We start from the raw sequence: 18168 nt of genomic DNA on the forward strand, positions 1-18168 counted from the left end.
CGCTTCAGTCGAACAGCTCCGCCACCGCTTCCTCGGCAATGGCGAAGCCGGTGGAGGCGCCGGTGCCGCTGGTCACCACCACGAGGCGGATATGGTCGTGCGGGCGGTCGATGAAAGCGAGCCGGTCGGCAGCGGAGGCATAGGTGCCGATCCAGCGCTCGGTGACGGCAGGCCGGCGGCCGAACAGGGCGGCATACTCGTCGAGGATCAGCTCATCGACGAAATCCGGGGCGAAGGGGTCCGGCGTCGCGGCGTAGTGATGGCTGTCGCCGACCACGAGCGACCCGTCGGCCGACTGCACCACGATGAGATGCACCCCGTGTTTCAGATGCTCGGCCTGCTCGGCCTGCAGCACGCGCTTCAGCGCCTCCGCCTCGGGCAGTTCGGCATAGCCGAGATAACGCCCGAGCGAGAGGTCGGTCATGACAGAGCCCGGCAGCCGGCCGAGCGCGGGGTCGGTCACGCGCAGCATGTGCAGCTTGCAGCGGGTGACGCCATAGGCTTTGAAACGGTCCTCGAACAGCGTGTGGAAATCGTCGCCCGGCGCCACCACGATGCGCGCGGCCGAAATCGTGCCGGAGGAGGTGACGACGCGGCCCGGCTCCACCGCCGTCACCGCGCTTTCGCGGCGGAATTCCACGCCCTCGCGTGCCAGCCAGGCGGCGAGACGGGGAATGGCGTCGCGCGATTCCACCCGCATGTCGTGCGGGCTCCACAGCCCGCCGGAAAGCGGGCCGGTGAGCGCGGGCAGCCGTTCGCGCGCCGCCTCGGGGGTCAGCAGCTCGCAGCCCTCGCCCATCTCGGTGGCGCGGAAGGCTTCCAGCACCGGCATCGCCTCCGGCCGGCGCACGGCGACCAGCAGGCCGCGATGCTCCACCGCGATGCCGGCCTTCGGCGCCACCTCGGCCCAGATGTCGCGCGAGCGCATGGCGCGGCGCCAGCATTCGCCGCGCTGCTGGCCGGTGACGGTGACGAAGCCGAAATTGCGCACCGAGGCGCCATTGGCCTGCGCGTCGCGGTCGATAACGACCGTCTTCAGCCCGCGACGGTGGGCGGCGAGGGCATGGCCGAGGCCGACGACGCCCGCACCGACAATGGCGAGATCGAAACTGTCCGACATGAGAGGGGTCCGCGTGGAAGGGATGATCCGGGCGGACCAAGCCTATAGCCCCTCCCGGCCCGTCCTGCCATGCGTTGCTGTACGCAGGCGGGGCTATCAGTTGGCGGCGGCGGAACTTGACCGCTTCAGCCCGAGATCGGCGAGATCGGCCCGCACCTTGCGGGCGACGCCGGCATCGGGGAAGAAGCGGGCGATCATGGTGTCGGGGTCGCTGCCCCAAGCGGGGGCAAGCGCGACGAGCTTGGACAGATCGGCCCGCGCCTCCTCATCCTCGCCGGCGAGATGGCTGGCCAGCGCCCGTGCCAGCAGCCCCGGCGCGTAGCCCTCGCCCATGAGATGATCCGCCGCCGCCATTGCCGCCACCGCGTCGCCCCGGACATAGGCGGCGATGACGCGGTGATATTCCACCCAGGGCGGCATGCCCGGCGCCGCCTGCGCGGCCTGCGCCAGCATCGTCTCGCCCCGCGCGGTTTCCCCCAGCGCGATCAGCCGGCCGCCGAAATCGGCGATGATGTCGACATCATAGGGGTTCAGCTCCAGCGCGGCGGTGCCGGCCGCCAGCGTCGCCGCGCGTTCGCCCCGGAAGAAATGCACATCCATCAGCACGCGGCGGGCGAAGGCGCTGGTGGGCGCCAGTTCCACCGCCTGCTCGGCGGCGGCGAGGGCGCGGTTGAGCGTCGGGGTGGCGGCACGCATCGGGGCGCCGGCGCGGATTTCGTCGAGCGAGAGTTCGGCCAGCAGCGCATAGCCGAGGGCGAAGGTGCGGTCGTCCGCCACCGCCTTTTCCAGGCACGCCTGCGCCGCCTCATGCTCGGCCGGGAGATAGGAGCGCCAATAGGAATAGGCCATGAGCACGCAGCCATAAGGCCCCGCCAGCGCCGGGCCGCCGGCGGCGGTGACGCGCGCCCGCGCCCGCGCCTGGATGACGCCATAGGGCTCGGCGATCGCCGCCATGATGTCGCGCACCAGGCCGATTTCCAGCGCCGTGGCGTCGCCGCCGCGCTTCAGGCTGTCGAACTCGCGCGACCAGACGATGGTGCCGTCGCACAGGTCGGATAGCCGCAGCAGCACGGAGAGCGTGCCGTCGTCATGGTTCTCCACCAGCCCGCCCAGCGCGAAGGCGGAGCTGGCGGCCGCGCCCTCGCCGGAACAGCGCAGCGCCGGCCGCGCATCCGGGCTCGCCAGCACGTCGAGCAGGTCGAACCGGGCCAGCGCGTCGCGCACCCGCACCTCGATCCCCTCGGCGGTGAAATCGCCGCTGCTGGCGGCACCGGGCGCCTTGGCCGCGCCGCCCGTGGTCTCGAAGGCCCGCACCTCGATCATCGGGATGCCGAGCCGATTGGTGCGCTCCAGCGGTTGCCAGGTGGAACCGGCGAGCAGGCTGCGCAAGCCAAGCGGGTCATGGCTGCCGGTGGCGAGGCCGGCCACGACGACGCCGCAGGCCAGCAGCAGCAGGGCCAGCGCAAGGACGCGGCCGAGGCGCGGCCGGGCCGGCGGCGGCAGGGCGGCGGGCGCGGGCGTCGATGCGTCGGGCTGGGGGGCGCCGGCGGCGGCGTTTGCGGGGGTGCCGGCCTCGGCGTCGCCCTCGACGAAGGCCTCGTCCTCGCCCTCCCCGGCCGCGAGGCGCGGCAGGAATTGCGGCACATAGCTGCCGCGCGGAATGGCGATTTCGATCTCGTCGCCCGCCCCGGCCCCGGCATAATAGCGCTCCAGCGCCCGGCGCAGCCGTGTCGCTTCCACCCGCACGATCGGGTCGGCCTGCGGGTCGAAGGAGGCGTCGCGGCCCAGCGCCTCGACGGCGATGGTGTAGCCCTTGATCGCCTCGCGCCGCCCCTCCAATGTGGCTTCGACGACGAAACGCAGGATGTTGCCGAGCTGCGGCGAGGAGCGCAGCTCCTCGGAGCCGAGCACGAGCGCCAGCGCGTGCCGCACCGCTTCCGGGGTGGCGGCGCCGGCGTCAGGCGTGTCGAGTGTCGTGCTCTCCGGCACTGCAACGTCCTATCCTGCGCCGCTCCGGGGTCCCCCCTCCCGCAACGGCCGAAACGCTCCACGGAAAGTGTGTGGCGCACCGCATGACGCAACGTGACCACTTTCCCTCTGCCGCGCCTTGATGGCCGCGATGAGGCGGCGGGGTCAAGGTCCCGCGGGCGGCAGAAAGGAAAGTGATCACATCATGATTATTTCTCGTGAGCAGATCCTGCATAGATATTATACATGAATAAAAAAGCGCGGCCTGCCCTGATCGTCGTCCCCTGACGGAGTTTTCCATGCCCTCCTCTTCGTCCGCCATTGCCAGCCCGAACGACCTTGAGGCGTTCTTCATGCCCTTCACGCCCAACCGGGCGTTCAAGGCGAAGCCGCGGCTGCTGTCCCGCGCCAAGGACATGCACTATTACACGCCGGAAGGGCGCGGCGTGCTGGATGCTACCGCCGGTCTGTGGTGCGCCAATGCCGGCCACAACCGCGATCCCATCGTCGAGGCGATCCAGAACCAGGCGGCGGAGATGGATTTCGCCCCGCCCTTCCAGTACGGCCACCCCAAGGCTTTCGCTGTCTCCGCCCGCATCGCCGCGCTGGCGCCGGGCGATCTCGACCATGTGTTCCTGTGCAATTCCGGCTCCGAGGCCGGCGACAGCGCGCTGAAGATCGCGCTCGCCTACCACGCCACCACGGGCAACGCGACGCGCACCCGCCTCATCGGCCGCGAGCGCGGCTATCACGGTGTCGGCTTCGGCGGCATCTCGGTCGGCGGCATGTCGCCGAACCGCAAGATGTTCGGCTCGCTGCTGCCGGGCGTCGACCATCTGCCGCACACCTATAACCGCGAGAAGCAGGCCTTCTCCAAGGGCGAGCCGGAGTGGGGCGCCGAGCGCGCCGACGCGCTGGAGAACATCGTCGCCCTGCACGACGCTTCCACCATCGCCGCCGTCATCGTCGAACCGATGGCCGGCTCCACCGGCGCCCTTCCCCCGCCGGTCGGCTATCTCAAGCGCCTGCGCGAGATCTGCGACAAATACGGCATCCTGCTGATCTTCGACGAGGTCATCACCGGCTTCGGCCGCCTCGGCTATGCCTTCGCCGCCGAGCGCTACGGCGTGGTGCCCGACATGATCACCTTCGCCAAGGGCGTCACCTCCGGCGCGGTGCCGATGGGCGGCGTGCTGGTGCGCAAGCACATTTACGACGCCTTCGTGAAGAGCGACGCGCCGGTCATCGACCTGTTCCACGGCTACACCTATTCGGCCCATCCGCTGGCCTGCGCCGCCTCGCTGGCGACGCTGGACCTCTACCGCGAGGAAGGCCTGTTCGAGCGGGTGCGGGCGCTGGAGCCGGTGTGGGCGGACGCGTTCCACTCGCTGCGCTCCAAGCCCGGCGTGCTCGACATCCGCACCATCGGCTTCGTCGGCGCCATCGACTTCGCCTCGCGCGAGGACGGTGTCGGCCGCCGCGCCTATGAGGGCATGGAACGGCTGTTCCATGACGAGGGCATGCTGGTGCGCACCGCCGGCGACACCTTCGCCGTCAGCCCGCCACTCATCGTCAGCGAGAGCCAGATGGGCGAGATCGTCGAGAAGATCGGCCGCACGCTCGACCGGATTTTCTGAGCCGGACGGGCGAGCCGCCCTCATCCCCGGGCCTGTCCCGGGGATCCAGCGCTCCCGCCTTGCACCGTTGAAAAGCCTGCATGGCCGGGTCACGCCCGGCCATGAACGTATCTGGCGCCCTGTTCCTCCCAAACAACGTCGTCCTGAGGTGCCTGGCCAGATCTGAACTTCCCGGATCCGAACACCGAATGACATGGCCGCCGGCCCAGCGCCAATCGACGCGAAATCTGCCGGCGCCAAGGCGGCTGTCAATCTGAGGCCAAATCTCGCCGGGATCGGTTATCGCTTCATTCGGCGGGAAGTTCCCTGCGGGCTTCCGCCCGGCGAAGCCCAATGCGCCGGCTCATCGCATAGAAGGGTGGGGTGAGGATAAGGCCGAAGCAGGTGACGCCGAGCATGCCGGCGAACACCGAGATTCCGAGCACCTGCCGGAGTTCGGCGCCGGCGCCCTCGGCGAGGACCAGCGGCAGCGCCCCGAGGATGAAGGCCAGGGATGTCATGATGATCGGGCGCAGCCGCACGCGGGCCGCCTCGGCGGCGGCCTCGGCCGGGAACGTGCCGTCATCCTCGCGCTGACGGGCGAACTCCACGACAGCAGGCACATCGGCACGATCAGCATGACGGCGAGCGGCAGCGTCCAGCTTTCATACTGCGCGGCGAGCAGCAGGAACACGAACACGATCGACGCGGCGAAGACAATCGGCCCGGAACTCCCGGCGAGCCGCTCCTGCAACGCAAGTTCGGTCCACTTGAAACCGTAGCCTTCCGGCAGCTGTTCGCCGGCGATCTGCTCCATCCGGCTCCCGCAGCAGGTCGAGCAGGAAAACCCGCGCGTCGTCCGGCACCGCGATTTCGGCGCCGTTGATCCTGAACGCCATCCTCTTCCTCCTATCGCCATCATGCACGCGAGCAATCCATCATGGCGGGGGGTATGGCGGCGTTCGGATTATTCAATTTTCGTGATATACGATTTTCGTAATAAGTGTGATGAAGCTCGTCCACTCGGCGGGCGAGAAGGGCGCCAGCATCCGGCGGTAGAGCTCGCGGTGGCCGGCGACATAGGCTTTGGCGCGTGCGTCCCCGGTGTCGGTGAGTATCAGCGCCACCGCCCATCGATCCTCTTCGGCGCGGTGCCGTTCCAGGAACCCCCGTTTGGCAAGCCGGTCCGTCGTCGAGGAAATCGTCGTGTTTGCGACACCCAGAAAGCGCGCAACATCGCTCGGTCCGCATCCCGGGCGCTCCGCGATGCAGAGCAACTTCTAGTTGTCCAGCTCGTTCAGCGGCTTTTCCGCCCCCAGCGCGTCGGCCAGCTTGCACCGGCGTGCGAAGGTATCGAAAGCGTCGCCAACGTGGCGAGTTCATCATCGGTGGGGATGGTCATGGCGACGGGTCTAGCGCGGTGGCCCTCGTGGTTTCCAGCGTCATCAAGGGGTGCACTATGCGTGATCCACCCAAACCCCGATTTGTGGATCGGCCGTCGACGATAGAGAACGCTTTACCGATCTGATTGCGATGCAATCAGATCGGTACGTGCTCTAGCCGAGCGCTCGCATCAGGCTGCGGCCCGCTCGCCGATTGGCAGGCGGCGCAGCGGGCTATGCGTCATCGCCGGGGGCAGATAGGCCGCCCCTTCGAGCGGCGCCACGTCACATCCGGGCGGCACGATCTCGTCGATCCTGTCCAGAATGTCGTCGGAAAGTACAACATCCGCGCCCGCCAGCAGGCCGTCGAGCTGCTCAAGCGTCCGGGGACCGATGATCGCTGCGGAGAGGGCCGGATGCGACAGGACGAAGGCAAGCGCCATATGCATCAGCGAGATGCCTGCGTCTTCCGCCAGCTCGATCAATGCCTCGACCGCGCTCAGGCTTGCGGCGTCGGACATGGCCTTCGGGAAAAACTTCACCCGCAGCGAGTCCGGCGGCGGCTCGCCCCTGCGATACTTGCCGGTGAGCATGCCCTTGGCCAACGGGCTCCAGGCCATCACGCCCATGCCATAGCGCTGGCAGGCCGGAAGCACCTCGCGCTCTATGGAGCGGTTGAGGATCGAATAAGGCGGCTGCTCGGTACGGAAGCGGGCCAGCCCGCGCCGCTCGGCGGTCCACTGCGCCTCCACAATGTCGGATGCGGGCACGGTGGAGGCGCCGAAGGCGCGGATCTTGCCCGCCCGCATCAGGTCGGTGAGCGCCGACAGCGTCTCCTCGATGTCCGCGTCCGGCGACAGCCGGTGGATCTGGTAGAGGTCGATATGGTCGGTCTGCAGACGCTGCAGCGACCCTTCGACGGCACGCGTGATCCAGCGGCGGGAATTCCCCCGCTGGTTCGGATCGTCGCCCATGGGAAGAGCCGCCTTCGTGGCGAGCACGACATCGTTTCTCCGCCCCTTCAGCGCCTTGCCGACGATGATTTCGGACTCGCCCCGGCTGTAGGCGTCGGCGGTGTCGACGACGTTGATACCGAAGTCGAGGGCCTTGTGGACGATGCGGGCGCAAGCCTCGTGGTCGGCATTGGCCAGTTTTCCGAACATCATAGTCCCGAGGCAGTAGGAACTGACCCTGATGCCGGTCCGGCCGAGCGGACGGTACTGCATGATCGTCTCCGTTCAAAAAATCTGGCAGCCGCGCCGAAAGCGGCCTAGCTTAAAAGTGGAACCAGCGTCCGTTTATACGGAACGTTGTTCCACTTATCAAGGAGTGAGACGGTTGGACCCCACCGAAGACAGTGTGTCGCGAGCGCCGGTCGAGCCCGGCCGGCCCCTGCGGGCGGATGCGCGCCGAAACGTCGATGCCCTGCTTCGCGCCGCGCTGACGGTTTTCGAGCGTTTCGGCGTGGATGCGCCGATGCGCACGATCGCCTCCGAGGCCGGTGTCGGGGTAGGGACGCTGTATCGACATTTTCCGCAGCGCTCGGAACTCATCAGGGAGATCATCCGGCGCGAAGTCGATGCGTGCGTCGAGGCGGCCGCTGTCCTGGGCGCAAGCCTTCCGCCGGGGGAGGCGCTCGCCGCGTGGGTCCAGCGTCTCGTCGATCTCGCCGGCACCAAGCGCGGCCTCGGACCGGCGCTCCACTCGGGCGACGCCGCCTATCAATCGCTTCCCGACTATGTTGTGGGCCAGCTCACCCCCGCGCTGCGGGCCCTGCTCGACGCCGCAGCGGTGGCCGGCGATATCTGTTCCGATATCGACGCCCGTGAGGTGCTGCTCGCTTCCATGCGGCTGGCGGCGCCCGCGAGCCAAGGCGACGTCGCCGAGGCGCGCCGGATGGTCGCGCTTCTGATCGACGGTCTGCGCTTCAGGGCCCACGCGGCCGCGCATGCCGCCACGACAGACGGCTGATGTCGGCATCCCGCTGGAAGTCCGAAGTGCCGCCGATGCCGCGTGCATCGCCGAGCCTATGACCCCGCTGCAGATAGGTGCCATCGCCTTTGGGTTCCGGTTCGCGCGAAGAGAATGCGTAAAAACAGAAACCTGGAACATGTCCGGCGAACCGGCTTGCACCGGACATGCTCTGGCGTTCGGCTTCCGCGACGCTCACAGGTCGCCGCCGCTGCCCGGTTCCCGATGCGCCTCGTGCCCGGCGGTCCGGCGGATGCGGTAGACGGCAGCGGGCGGCAGGTTGGCCAGCGTGCCGCCGATGCGCTCGGCCTCCAGCCCCAGAGACGCCAGCAGCGGGGACGGCACCGGGCAGCGCGGGCCATAGGTGAACTGGTAGAAGGCGCCGTCCGGCCGCATCTTGCCGAAGGCGCCCATGAGGATCGCCCTCACCTTGCGCGGAGGGATAGACAGCAGCGGCAGGCCGCTGACCACGGCGCCCGCCGGCGCGCCGCCGAACAGTTCGACCGTGTCGAGCCGCGCGGCATCCATCCACAAGGTGCGGGCGGCGGGGTAGCGGGCCTGCAGCGCGATGGCGAATTCCGAACCGAACTCGATCAAGGCGAGATCCGCCGGCCGCACCCCGCGCGCGATCAGCGCCCGGGTGAACACGCCGGTGCCCGGGCCGAGCTCGATCACCGGCCCGGTGTCGGCCGAGATGTCGCGGGTGATGAGGCGGGCGAGCGCACGGCCCGAAGGAGCGATGGCGGCGACGCGCAGCGGGCTGCGTAGCCATGCCTGAAAGAAGCCGAGCGTTTCGGCCATGCACTGAGAGGACATTGCGGATGTTCCGGTTCCAGGGGGGCGATGGTGGCGTAGGCGGCGGCGCGAACACGCGGCAAGGGGGCGGCCGTCAGCACCGGCGCAGCGCGACATCGCGCGCACGGCGGGTGCGAAGAGCGCGGCCGACCCCGATCAGGACGGCTTCAAGGGCGAGTACGCCGCCGAGCACACCCAGCGCCAGCACTGTTGCATTGACCGTGTCGATGGAGTGAGCGGCCGCGTATCCGGCGGTGACGAACACGCCGTTCCAGACCGCGATGCCTGCGGCGGAGGCAATGAGGAAGCCGCGTGAAGGACCGCGCAGCAGCCCGGCAAAGGCCGGGGCGAACAGCCGGATGGTCGGCAGCAGCTGCAGCGAGAAGGCCAGCACCAACTGATTGCGGCGGAAGGCGGCGATCTGGCCCGCGGTGCGCTCCCTCGACATGCCGAAGAGCCGGCCGGCGCGGAAGACAAGCCGCCGCGAGCGCGCCTCGCCCAACGCCCGGACGGCGTGAAAGCACGCGGCGCAGCCGATCAGACCGCCCGCGCTCGTCGTCACAAGCGCTCCGGCAAGCGACCAGGCGCCCTCCTGGGCCGCGATACCGACCGTGAGCAGCAGGCCGTAGGAGGGGAGGATCGGTACGAAACGCTCCGCGAGGGCGACGGCAAAGAGCCCAGGCAGGCCGAAAAAGCATATCCACACCATGACGGTACTTATCGGGTCGAAATCCATCGGGGGTACTTTCTGTCCGAGGGGGAGCGGCAACGCACGGGGAGCCGGCGCGCCGGGTCGTGGCCTGCGCGGGGGAACGCGGCCGGATGGTCGACAGCGGGCTGGAGCCTCAGCGGCGGGCGGCGGCAGCCGCCGCGATGCGCCGGTCGGCAACCAGCATCGCGAGGGCGGTGGCGACGCTCGCCACCGGGACGACGAGCAGGCCGAGCGCGACGCCGTTGGGAATCTGCGCCGCGCTCACCGCATCGCTGACGAGGCCGACGATCAGCGGTCCCAGCGCCGGCCCCATGAGGCCGGAGCCGACCATGACGATGCTGGTGGCCTGCGCCTCCCGGCCCTTTCCGGCGACGAGATGGGCGGCGCCGAAGGCGAAGGGCAGCATGAAGGCGAAGGACAGCATGCCCGGCACCAGCAGGGCGACCGCCGCCCAGCCGGCCGGCACGAACAGCGCGGCGGCGGTGGTGATGCTGGCGAGGAGGAACAGATAGGCCGGCGGGCCGAGCACCTTGCCGGTGCCGGACTGAACCCCCCGGTCGAACATGCGCCCGCCGATCACCGCGCCGAGAATACCCATCAGTCCCTGCAGCAGCCCGAAGGCAAGGCCCGCCTCGCCGGCGGTGAAACCGTGGATGCGGATGAGGAACGGGCCGGCAAAGGCGTAGAACGGCGCCGAGGCGAAGCCGACCGCGATGGCGCCGACGAACAGCCAGCGGAAGGCGGGTCCCGCCAGCAGCCGCGCGCAGGAGCGCAGGAACGAGTCGCCGGTAGCGGTGGTCGCCCGAAGCGGCGGCGTCGGGCCGATGACGAGGAGAACCAGCAGTCCGATCGCCCCGCCGATCGCCCCGGCGCCGACCAGCACCGCGCGCCATCCGAACTGGTCGGCAATGGCGCCGCCGGCGGCGAAACCCACCATCGAGCCCAGAGGCAGCCCCATGGCGAAAAGACCGATCGCCAGCCCCCGCCGCTCCGGCCTTATCTTGCGGGCGATGATGGCATGGCCCGCCGGAAAGGCGCCGGCCTCGCCCGAGGCCACGCCGAAGCGCGTCAGGGCCAGAACGAGGAAACTCGCAGCCACGCCGCCCAGCGCCGTCATCGCGCTCCAGGCAAAGATGCAGAACACCAGGACGAGGCGCGGCGAGCCGCGATCGGCGGCCCGGCCCAGCGGCAGGGAGAGCAGGGTGTAGCAGATCGCGAAGGGCACCCCGGTGAGCAGCCCCACCTGCGTGTCACTTAACGAAAGCTCGCCCTTGATCGCCTCCACCATAATGAAGGGTAGGATGCGGTCCGCCTGCGAAATCGCACTCACGAGGAAAAGTGTCAAAAGTATAGCATAGACCTGCCATCCCCTCACGTATTCGCTACCAGATGCAGCCGATGGATGAGGGATATCCTTTAGTCCATCTATTGATCTCGCGGCCGTTTCCGTCATTCTGGGCAGGCTCCTTAGCTTATCGTCGCAGCTATAGGCTAAAAGGAGCAACCAATGATCAGAATGCCCGAACTCTCAATAAACTTGCCTATTCCTGCAGGCTCCTCTGGCCCATCGGGCGAGAGCGGCAGGCGCGGCGGATCGGGCAGCGAACCGGAGGCGTGTGTGCCATCATCGCTTTTTGAGACCGTCACCGAGTATATCGAGAGCAAAGGTGGCGGACAGGGTCTGTTCCCCACCGCCATGCCCGAGTTCAACGTCATCCGTTCCTTCCAGGAGGTGATGCCTCACCGCAAGATCTACCAGCCCTCGCTCTGCATCGTGCTACAGGGCGGCAAGCAGATCCTCTTCGGCGGCGAGACGCTGGACTATGGCGTCATGGAATGCCTGGTCGTGAGCATCGCGCTCCCCGGTACGGGCCGGATCGTCAAGGCCAGCGAGACCGAACCCTTCGTCGGGGTGACCGTCGATCTCGATGTCGCGATCATCCGCGACATGGTCGAGCGGATGGACGAACGTCCCGCGCCGCCCGCCACCAGCACCCCATGCGCCTTCGTGGCGCAGATCGACGAACCGCTCGCCGAGTGCATCCAGCGACTGGTGCGGCTGGCCGACAACCCGAAGGCCGTCCCGATCCTCTACCCCTCGGTCATGCATGACATCTGCTACTGGCTCCTGAGCGGCCCGCACGGCGCGGAAATCTGCAAGCTGTCGCTGCCCGCCTCGAACACCGAGCGCGTCGCCAAGGCCATCTATCTGCTGCGCGAAAAAATCGCCCAGCCGATGCGAGTCGAGCAGCTCGCCGAGGCGGTCAATATGAGTCCGTCCTCGTTTCACCAGCACTTCAAGGCGCTGACCTCGATGACGCCGCTGCAGTACCAGAAGCAGCTGCGCCTGCTGGAAGCGCGGCGGCTGATGGTGGCGAATGCCGCCAGCGTGGCGGCCGCCTCCTACACGGTGGGCTATGAGAGTGCCTCGCAGTTCAGCCGCGAATATTCCCGCATGTTCGGCGTCGCTCCCAAACGGGATGTGCTGAACCAGCACCGCCTGTATCGCTCTCTCACAGGCCGCGACATGCCAACGAGCCCCGTATCCCCGATGGGCCCGACCGCCCCTTCCGCCTGAAGACCGTCCCGTCCCGGCGTCAAGCGCGCCCCGTCGTCAGCCACCAGCGGCTAGCGGCGGGGCTTTTTTGTCCATAGCGACGCCGAGGTGTGCCTCGCGATTCGAGGCGCGTGGAGGATCGGGCAGATTTTTTGCGCGTTCCGGCATTCATCGCCGCGCGGCCGGGAGGTAGCGTCCCGCCTCGATGGCCGCCCGTCGCCGATGACCTCCCGCGCCTGAGGGCGCGGCGCAACGGGGCACACGCGCAGCGCGGCCGGGCCGGCCCGCCCCATGGCGACAACTCGATGCAGATCGTCGCCTGCGCCCCCTCTTTCCAGGAGACAGCCAATGTCCAATGCCGTCAAGGCACGCCTGTTGGCCGCGGCCGCCGCCGCTGCCCTCGCGCTCACCACCGTCGAAGCGGCCGCGCAAGCCGCCGCGCCGGAGCAGATCATCGGGGTCTGGGAAGCCGAAAACGGCGCCATCAAGCTGGAGATGTTCGACGCCGGCGGCAGCTACGCCGCCCGCATGCTCTATGGCCGGCAGCTGATGGAGGCGGACGGCACCACCTTCAAGAAGGACACGCTCAATCCCGATCCGGCCCTGCGCGGCCGTTCGCTGGAAGGCATCGTCTTCGTCACAAATCTCACCTGGGACGCGCAGGATCGCCGGTGGGAAGGCGGCAATTTCTACAGCGGCCTGACCGGCCGGACCATGTCGGTCCAGGCCGAACTGGTCGGCGAGACGATGCAGGTGCGCGCCTATATGGGCGCACCGCTGCTCGGACAGACCATCACGTTCCGCCGGGTGCCGTGACGCTCGCCCGATGAGGCCCAGCGCCGCCGGCAGGGCCTCGCCCCTGCCTCCGCTCTTGAACAAGGGGGTCCATGATGGCAGCTCATTCCAACCTGCCCGCCGTCGCGTCGATCCGCGCCCCGGCGCCGCCGCACGATCGTCTCGACACGATGCGGCGCTGGAGCTGTTTGGCCCTGATCGCCGTAAGCTGGCTCAGCGGGATCATCTTCGCCGCGTATATCGTCATCTTTTTTGGCGGCGCGCTCGCCGGCGGCATCGGCACGCGCTGGAACCAGGCCTTGCCGGGCCTTTACGAAGCCGGCGCGCCGCTGGCGACCCTCGCCATCGGCGCCCATTTCTTCGCCGGCGGGGTGCTGCTGCTTCTCGGGCCGATCCAGCTCATCCACCCTGTACGGCGCGCCGCACCCGGGCTGCACCGCTGGCTCGGCCGGCTCTACCTTCTCTCCGCCGGTGCGGCGGGGCTGGGGGGTCTCGGCTTCATCCTCACGCGAGGCACGATCGGCGGGCCGCTGATGGATGCCGGCTTCGGCCTCTATGGGGGTCTCATGGTGCTGTGTGCGGCGATGGCTTACCGCCACGCACGGGCGCGGCGCATCGACCATCACCGCGCCTGGGCGATCCGCCTGTTCGCGCTGACAATCGGCTCGTGGCTCTATCGCATGGAATACGGACTCTGGTTCCTGCTGTTCGGCAGCCTGGGCCGCGCGGCGAATTTCTCCGGCTGGTTCGATGCGGTCATGGTGTTCTTCTTCTACCTCCCCAATCTCGTCGTCGCCGAGATCGCCATCCGGACAGGCGCGGGTCCGCGCGGCGCGCCGGCCAATCTGACGGCCATCGCCGTGCTGCTGCTGGCAACCGCGCTGATTGCGGCGATGACGGTGACCTTCACAGCGCGCGCCTGGGGACCGAGGATACTCGGCGCCCTCGCCTGACCCGCCTCCGCGGCGCTATCGCTGCGCACCTCCTCCTCCGCTCGGGATTGGAGGAATAGGCATATTTTCTGCGCCTTCCGGCATGGCGGTTCGCCCCGCTGTGGGCACTCTTGGGCCGGGCGATGCCGTCCGAACCGCAACGCCGCCATGCCCTTCCCAACCAGCAAGGAACCACCATGAAACGATGGACCACCCGGGACATTCCCGCCCAGCACGGCCGCACGGCCCTCGTCACCGGCACAGGCGGCCTCGGCTATGAAACCGCCCTCGCCTTGGCCCGCGCCGACGCCAGCGTGCTGATCGCCGGGCGTAATCCGGCCAGTGGCGCGGCTGCGGTGGCCGCGATCCGGCAGGCGGTCCCCGGCGCGCAGGTGCGGTTCGGCGAGGTTGACCTCGCCAGCCTTGCCTCGGTCGCCACCTTCGCCGCGCGCCTCGCCGCGGAGCAGGAGAGCCTCGACCTTCTGGTCAACAATGCCGGCGTAATGACCCCGCCGCAGCGCCGTGAAACGCGGGATGGCTTCGAACTGCAGTTCGGCACCAACTATCTCGGCCATTTCGCGCTCACCGCGCAGCTGATGCCGCTGCTGAAGAAGGGGCGTCAGCCCCGCGTCGTCACCGTGGGCAGCATCGCGGCGCGGCGGGGGGCCATTGATTTCGACGACCTTCAGGCCGAGCGCAGCTATCGCGCCTTTCATGTCTACGCCCAGTCGAAGCTGGCCTGCCTCGTCTTCGCCTTCGAGCTGAGCCGGCGCAGTCGCGCGGCGGGATGGGGCGTCGAGAGCCTGGCGGCGCATCCCGGCCTTTCGCGCACCAATCTGCTCTACAACAGCCCCGGGGGCCCGACCCGCACCGTCTATCTCCTGCGCCGCCTCCTTCGGCTGACGTTCCAGCCCGCCGCGCAGGGCGCCCTCCCCACTCTGTTCGCCGCCACCGATCCGGCGGCCCGCGACGGCGCCCATTATGGACCGGACCGCCTGGCAGGAACGCGGGGCCATCCCACGGAGGAACCTGCGCCGCCGCGGGCGCTGGACGCGGCCGTCGCGGCGCGCCTGTGGGATGTGTCCCAGACGATGGCGCGGGTGACGTTCGAGCACGCCGCCGCAAATGCCGCGTGACGCGCCGGGGCGGGCGACCCTCGCCTTCCCCAGAGGTGCGACATCAGGTTATCTCCGGTTTACAGCGTGATCATGAATGATCTGGGTCGCCCCTTCACCGCGCTGACATCCGCCGCCATCGCGTGATCGACGGCCCGAAGGCGATCGTCGGCACCGACCTTGCCACCTCCACCCTCGAATTTGCGGAGGGACATCGGCGCTCTCCCCTAGAGGCATGGAAGAACACGCTTCGCACGATCGCGCAGAAATGACGGACGCTTCAGCATAGTGAGGAGTGCCGCGGCCTCCTATCCTCGAAATAGATGATGCATCACACCGTCGTTACGTTTCGGGTGCGAGCTTGACACAGCCGGGAGCCTCGTTTGTCTCGGGAAAGACTGTGTCACCGTAGGGTCGGCGCCGGGGTCGAACGGCGCCGCGGGCATCATCTGTCGAAAACCTTTGACCGGGAAAGGGAGATGCCGTCATGACCGCCTTCACCATCAATGGGCGCGCCGTCCAGGTCGCCGCCGAACCCGACACGCCGCTTCTCTGGATTATCCGCGATGAGCTCAAGCTCACCGGCACCAAATATGGCTGCGGTGTCGCCCTGTGCGGGGCCTGTACCGTCCATCTCGACGGCGAGCCGGTGCGCGCCTGCCAGACCCCGCTCAACTCCGTCGCCGGGCGGCAGGTGACGACGATCGAGGGCCTCTCGCCGGATTCCAGCCATCCCCTCCAAAAGGCTTGGATCGCCGAGCAGGCGCCGCAATGCGGCTATTGCCAGTCCGGCCAGATCATGCAGGCGGCCGGGCTGCTGGCAAGCAATCCGCGCCCCAGCCGCGAGGAGATCGTTGCGCATATGGACGGCAATTTGTGCCGCTGCGGCACGTATGACCGCATCCTAAGCGCCATCGAGCGTGCGGCGCAGGAGGGCTGAGCCATGACGGCCCGCCACATGTCCCACACCACCGCCCTGTCCCGCCGCAGCTTTCTCGTCACGCTCGGCGGGGCCGGCATCGCCGTAAGCCTTGGGGGCCTCGTCCAGTCCGCGCACGGCGCGACCGATGCCGAGGTCGCACCCAGCGGGCTGACGCCCAATGCCTGGGTGACCATCCACGCCGATGGAACCGTAACCCTCGTCTCTCCCGCCGCCGAAATGGGACAAGGGGTTAAGACGGCCCTGCCCCTGCTGATCGCCGAGGACATGGATGCCGACTGGGACAAGGTCCGCGTCGTGCAGGCGCCGTCGGATGCCGAAAGGTACGGCAATCCCGGATTTTATGGCATTCAGCTAACCGGCGGCAGCGAAACGGTGCGGGGCTATTACCAGTTGCTGCGCCTTGCCGGCGCGCAGACCCGCAAGGTTCTCCTCGCCCTCGCCGCCCAGCGGCTCGGCGTGCCGGTGGGCGAACTCGTGACCGAGCCCGGCCGCGTCGTGCATGCTGGCAGCCGTCGCACGCTCTCCTATGGCGAGATCGCCGCGTTTGGCGTGCTGCCCGACCCGCTGCCGCAGGCGAGCGAGGCGGACCTGAAGCCGGCCGACCAATGGCGCTATATCGGCCGCCGCGAGGTCGACCGGGTCGACGTACCCTCCAAGGTCAATGGCACCGCGCGGTTCGGCATCGATGTCGATCTGCCGGACATGCTCCATGGCGCCGTCCTGCGCCCGCCGGTGCCCGGCGAGCGGCCGGAGCGCATCGACGACACGGCCGCGAAGGCGGTGAAGGGCATCACCCGCATCGTGCCGCTCTCCTATGGTGTCGGCATCATCGGCGAGAGCACCGATGCGGTGCGGCGGGCCAAGGAGGCGCTCCTTGTCACCTGGAGCACGTCCTCGCGGGTGCGCGCCTATGACAGCGCCGCGCTGGCGGACGCCTATCGTGACATCGGCCGCGATCTCGCCCAGGAAGGCGTGCCCGCCCGCGCCGAAGGCGACGCCCGCGCCGCCATCGCCGGCGCCGCGCGGGTCGTCGCCGCGGACTATGTGACCGATCTCGTCTATCACGCGCCGATGGAGCCGATGAACGCGACGGCGCTTGTAATCGGCGACCGGGTCGAGGTGTGGGCGCCGACGCAGGGACCCACGGGGACACAGGGTTTTGCCGCCGCCGCCGCGGGCACCACGCCCGACAAGGTGACGGTCCATACCACGCTTCTCGGAGGCGGCTTCGGCCGCAAGGCCGAGGCCGACTTCATCAACGACGCGGTACTGCTCGCCCGCGAGGTCGAGGGTCGTCCGGTGAAAGTGGTCTGGAGCCGCGAGGACGATGTGCAGCACGGCAAGTACCGTCCGCTGGCCGCCCAGCATGTCGAGGTTGGTCTCGACAGCGCCGGCACCATCGTCGGCTGGCGCCACCGCGTCGTCGCCGATTCCATCTTCGCCCGCACCCTGCCGGAAATGTTCAAGGGCGATGGCGGGCTCGATACGGTGGTCACCGACGGAACGATCTTCAACTACCGCGTCCCCGCCCATCTGGTGGAATACATCCGGCAGGACAGCGGGCGCGATGTCGGGTTCTGGCGCGCCGTCGGCTATGGCCAGAATACTTTCGGCGTCGAATGCATGATTGACGAGGTGGCCACCGCGAGGGGGGACGATCCGCTCGCGCTTCGGCTGGAACTGCTCGGCGGCCAGCCGCGCGCGCGCCGGGTGATCGAGGCGGTCGCGGCCAAGGCCGAATGGGAGCGCCCGCGCGAGGGCCGTGCGCTGGGGCTCGCCTATACCGACGCCTTTGGCGGGCATTGCGCCCAGGTGGCCGAGGTCTCCCTCGACCGCGCCAGCGGCGAAATCCGGCTGCACGAGGTGTGGTGCGTCGTCGATCCCGGGGTCGCCATCCAGCCGCGCAACATCGAGGCGCAGCTGACCGGGGCCATCGTGTTCGGCGTGAGCCACGCGCTCTATGAGCAGATCAACATCGTGGCGGGGGAGGTGCAGGAGACCAACTTCGACACCTACCGCCTCCTGCGCCTGTCGGAGATGCCGCGCATCCATGTCGAGGTGATGCCGACGCCCGAGAACAAGCCGGCCGGCATCGGCGAGATCGGCCTGCCGCCCGTAGGGGCGGCCATCGCCAATGCCGTGGCCCGCCTCACCGGCGGCGTGCGGCTGCGCCACTACCCCTTCCTGCCGGAACGGGTAAAGGCGGCGCTCGCAGAGTGAGCGCCGGGGGGCTGGGGGGCTCTCACCGATCAAGGAAACAAG

16 protein-coding genes and 1 pseudogene are annotated in these 18168 nt (G+C 68.7%); 8 read left to right on the forward strand and 9 right to left on the reverse strand.

Annotated features, from left to right (window positions below; genetic code table 11):
- Positions 1–4: 4 nt before the first annotated feature.
- Positions 5–1120: a TIGR03364 family FAD-dependent oxidoreductase gene (locus ACO07Z_RS09955; RefSeq protein ID WP_421698578.1), complete on the reverse strand. Its 1116-nt coding sequence runs from the start codon at positions 1118–1120 to the stop codon at positions 5–7.
- A gap of 96 nt (positions 1121–1216) precedes the next feature.
- A complete protein-coding gene (locus ACO07Z_RS09960; protein ID WP_421698579.1) occupies positions 1217–3109 on the reverse strand; it encodes a tetratricopeptide repeat protein in 1893 nt (630 codons plus the stop codon).
- 278 nt (positions 3110–3387) lie between these two features.
- Between ACO07Z_RS09960 and ACO07Z_RS09965 the strand changes: the two genes are divergently transcribed.
- Positions 3388–4725 carry an aspartate aminotransferase family protein gene (locus ACO07Z_RS09965; protein WP_421698580.1) on the forward strand — a complete coding sequence of 446 codons (1338 nt, stop codon included), beginning with the start codon at positions 3388–3390 and terminating at the stop codon, positions 4723–4725.
- A 287-nt stretch (positions 4726–5012) separates the two neighbouring features.
- Here ACO07Z_RS09965 and ACO07Z_RS09970 read toward each other — a convergent pair.
- The 3 genes and pseudogenes from ACO07Z_RS09970 to ACO07Z_RS09980 all read right to left on the reverse strand — a co-directional run.
- Positions 5013–5521: pseudogene (locus ACO07Z_RS09970) on the reverse strand (efflux RND transporter permease subunit); the annotation flags it as partial.
- Positions 5522–5675: 154 nt separating this feature from the next.
- Positions 5676–5981 (reverse strand): MarR family winged helix-turn-helix transcriptional regulator, encoded by a 306-nt coding sequence (locus ACO07Z_RS09975; RefSeq protein ID WP_421698581.1) that lies wholly within the window; start codon positions 5979–5981, stop codon positions 5676–5678.
- A 296-nt stretch (positions 5982–6277) separates the two neighbouring features.
- Positions 6278–7312 carry an aldo/keto reductase gene (locus ACO07Z_RS09980; protein WP_421698582.1) on the reverse strand — a complete coding sequence of 345 codons (1035 nt, stop codon included), beginning with the start codon at positions 7310–7312 and terminating at the stop codon, positions 6278–6280.
- A gap of 112 nt (positions 7313–7424) precedes the next feature.
- On the opposite strand from ACO07Z_RS09980, the gene ACO07Z_RS09985 reads away from it, so the two are divergent.
- Complete coding sequence (locus ACO07Z_RS09985; protein ID WP_421698583.1) at positions 7425–8057, forward strand: TetR/AcrR family transcriptional regulator; 633 nt, start codon at positions 7425–7427, stop codon at positions 8055–8057.
- Between the two features lie 195 nt (positions 8058–8252).
- On the opposite strand, the gene ACO07Z_RS09990 is transcribed toward ACO07Z_RS09985, so the two are convergent.
- The 3 genes from ACO07Z_RS09990 to ACO07Z_RS10000 form a co-directional block, all read right to left on the reverse strand.
- On the reverse strand, positions 8253–8858 hold the full coding sequence (locus ACO07Z_RS09990; protein WP_421700786.1) for a class I SAM-dependent methyltransferase: 606 nt from the start codon (positions 8856–8858) through the stop codon (positions 8253–8255).
- 88 nt (positions 8859–8946) lie between these two features.
- Positions 8947–9588: a DedA family protein gene (locus ACO07Z_RS09995; protein WP_421698584.1), complete on the reverse strand. Its 642-nt coding sequence runs from the start codon at positions 9586–9588 to the stop codon at positions 8947–8949.
- A gap of 109 nt (positions 9589–9697) precedes the next feature.
- Positions 9698–11017 (reverse strand): MFS transporter, encoded by a 1320-nt coding sequence (locus ACO07Z_RS10000; RefSeq protein ID WP_421698585.1) that lies wholly within the window; start codon positions 11015–11017, stop codon positions 9698–9700.
- A gap of 165 nt (positions 11018–11182) precedes the next feature.
- Between ACO07Z_RS10000 and ACO07Z_RS10005 the strand changes: the two genes are divergently transcribed.
- The 4 genes from ACO07Z_RS10005 to ACO07Z_RS10020 all read left to right on the forward strand — a co-directional run bounded on the left by ACO07Z_RS10005 (position 11183) and on the right by ACO07Z_RS10020 (position 14984).
- Positions 11183–12142: an AraC family transcriptional regulator N-terminal domain-containing protein gene (locus ACO07Z_RS10005; RefSeq protein WP_421698586.1), complete on the forward strand. Its 960-nt coding sequence runs from the start codon at positions 11183–11185 to the stop codon at positions 12140–12142.
- A gap of 327 nt (positions 12143–12469) precedes the next feature.
- Complete coding sequence (locus ACO07Z_RS10010; protein ID WP_421698587.1) at positions 12470–12937, forward strand: DUF2147 domain-containing protein; 468 nt, start codon at positions 12470–12472, stop codon at positions 12935–12937.
- A 71-nt stretch (positions 12938–13008) separates the two neighbouring features.
- Positions 13009–13869, forward strand: a complete 861-nt coding sequence (locus ACO07Z_RS10015; protein ID WP_421698588.1) for a DUF2306 domain-containing protein — start codon at positions 13009–13011, stop codon at positions 13867–13869.
- Between the two features lie 176 nt (positions 13870–14045).
- Positions 14046–14984 carry an SDR family oxidoreductase gene (locus tag ACO07Z_RS10020; RefSeq protein ID WP_421698589.1) on the forward strand — a complete coding sequence of 313 codons (939 nt, stop codon included), beginning with the start codon at positions 14046–14048 and terminating at the stop codon, positions 14982–14984.
- Between the two features lie 59 nt (positions 14985–15043).
- Here ACO07Z_RS10020 and ACO07Z_RS10025 read toward each other — a convergent pair whose 3' ends face one another.
- The gene (locus tag ACO07Z_RS10025) at positions 15044–15178 is read right to left on the reverse strand and encodes a hypothetical protein (RefSeq protein ID WP_421698590.1); all 135 of its coding nucleotides are present in this window, start codon (positions 15176–15178) and stop codon (positions 15044–15046) included.
- 272 nt (positions 15179–15450) lie between these two features.
- On the opposite strand from ACO07Z_RS10025, the gene ACO07Z_RS10030 reads away from it, so the two are divergent.
- On the forward strand, positions 15451–15903 hold the full coding sequence (locus ACO07Z_RS10030; protein WP_421698591.1) for a (2Fe-2S)-binding protein: 453 nt from the start codon (positions 15451–15453) through the stop codon (positions 15901–15903).
- A 3-nt stretch (positions 15904–15906) separates the two neighbouring features.
- Complete coding sequence (locus tag ACO07Z_RS10035) at positions 15907–18126, forward strand: molybdopterin cofactor-binding domain-containing protein (protein WP_421698592.1); 2220 nt, start codon at positions 15907–15909, stop codon at positions 18124–18126.
- Positions 18127–18168: the final 42 nt, after the last annotated feature.

It is taken from the genome of Ancylobacter sp. (assembly GCF_965229075.1).
Classification (GTDB): Bacteria; Pseudomonadota; Alphaproteobacteria; order Rhizobiales; family Xanthobacteraceae; genus Ancylobacter.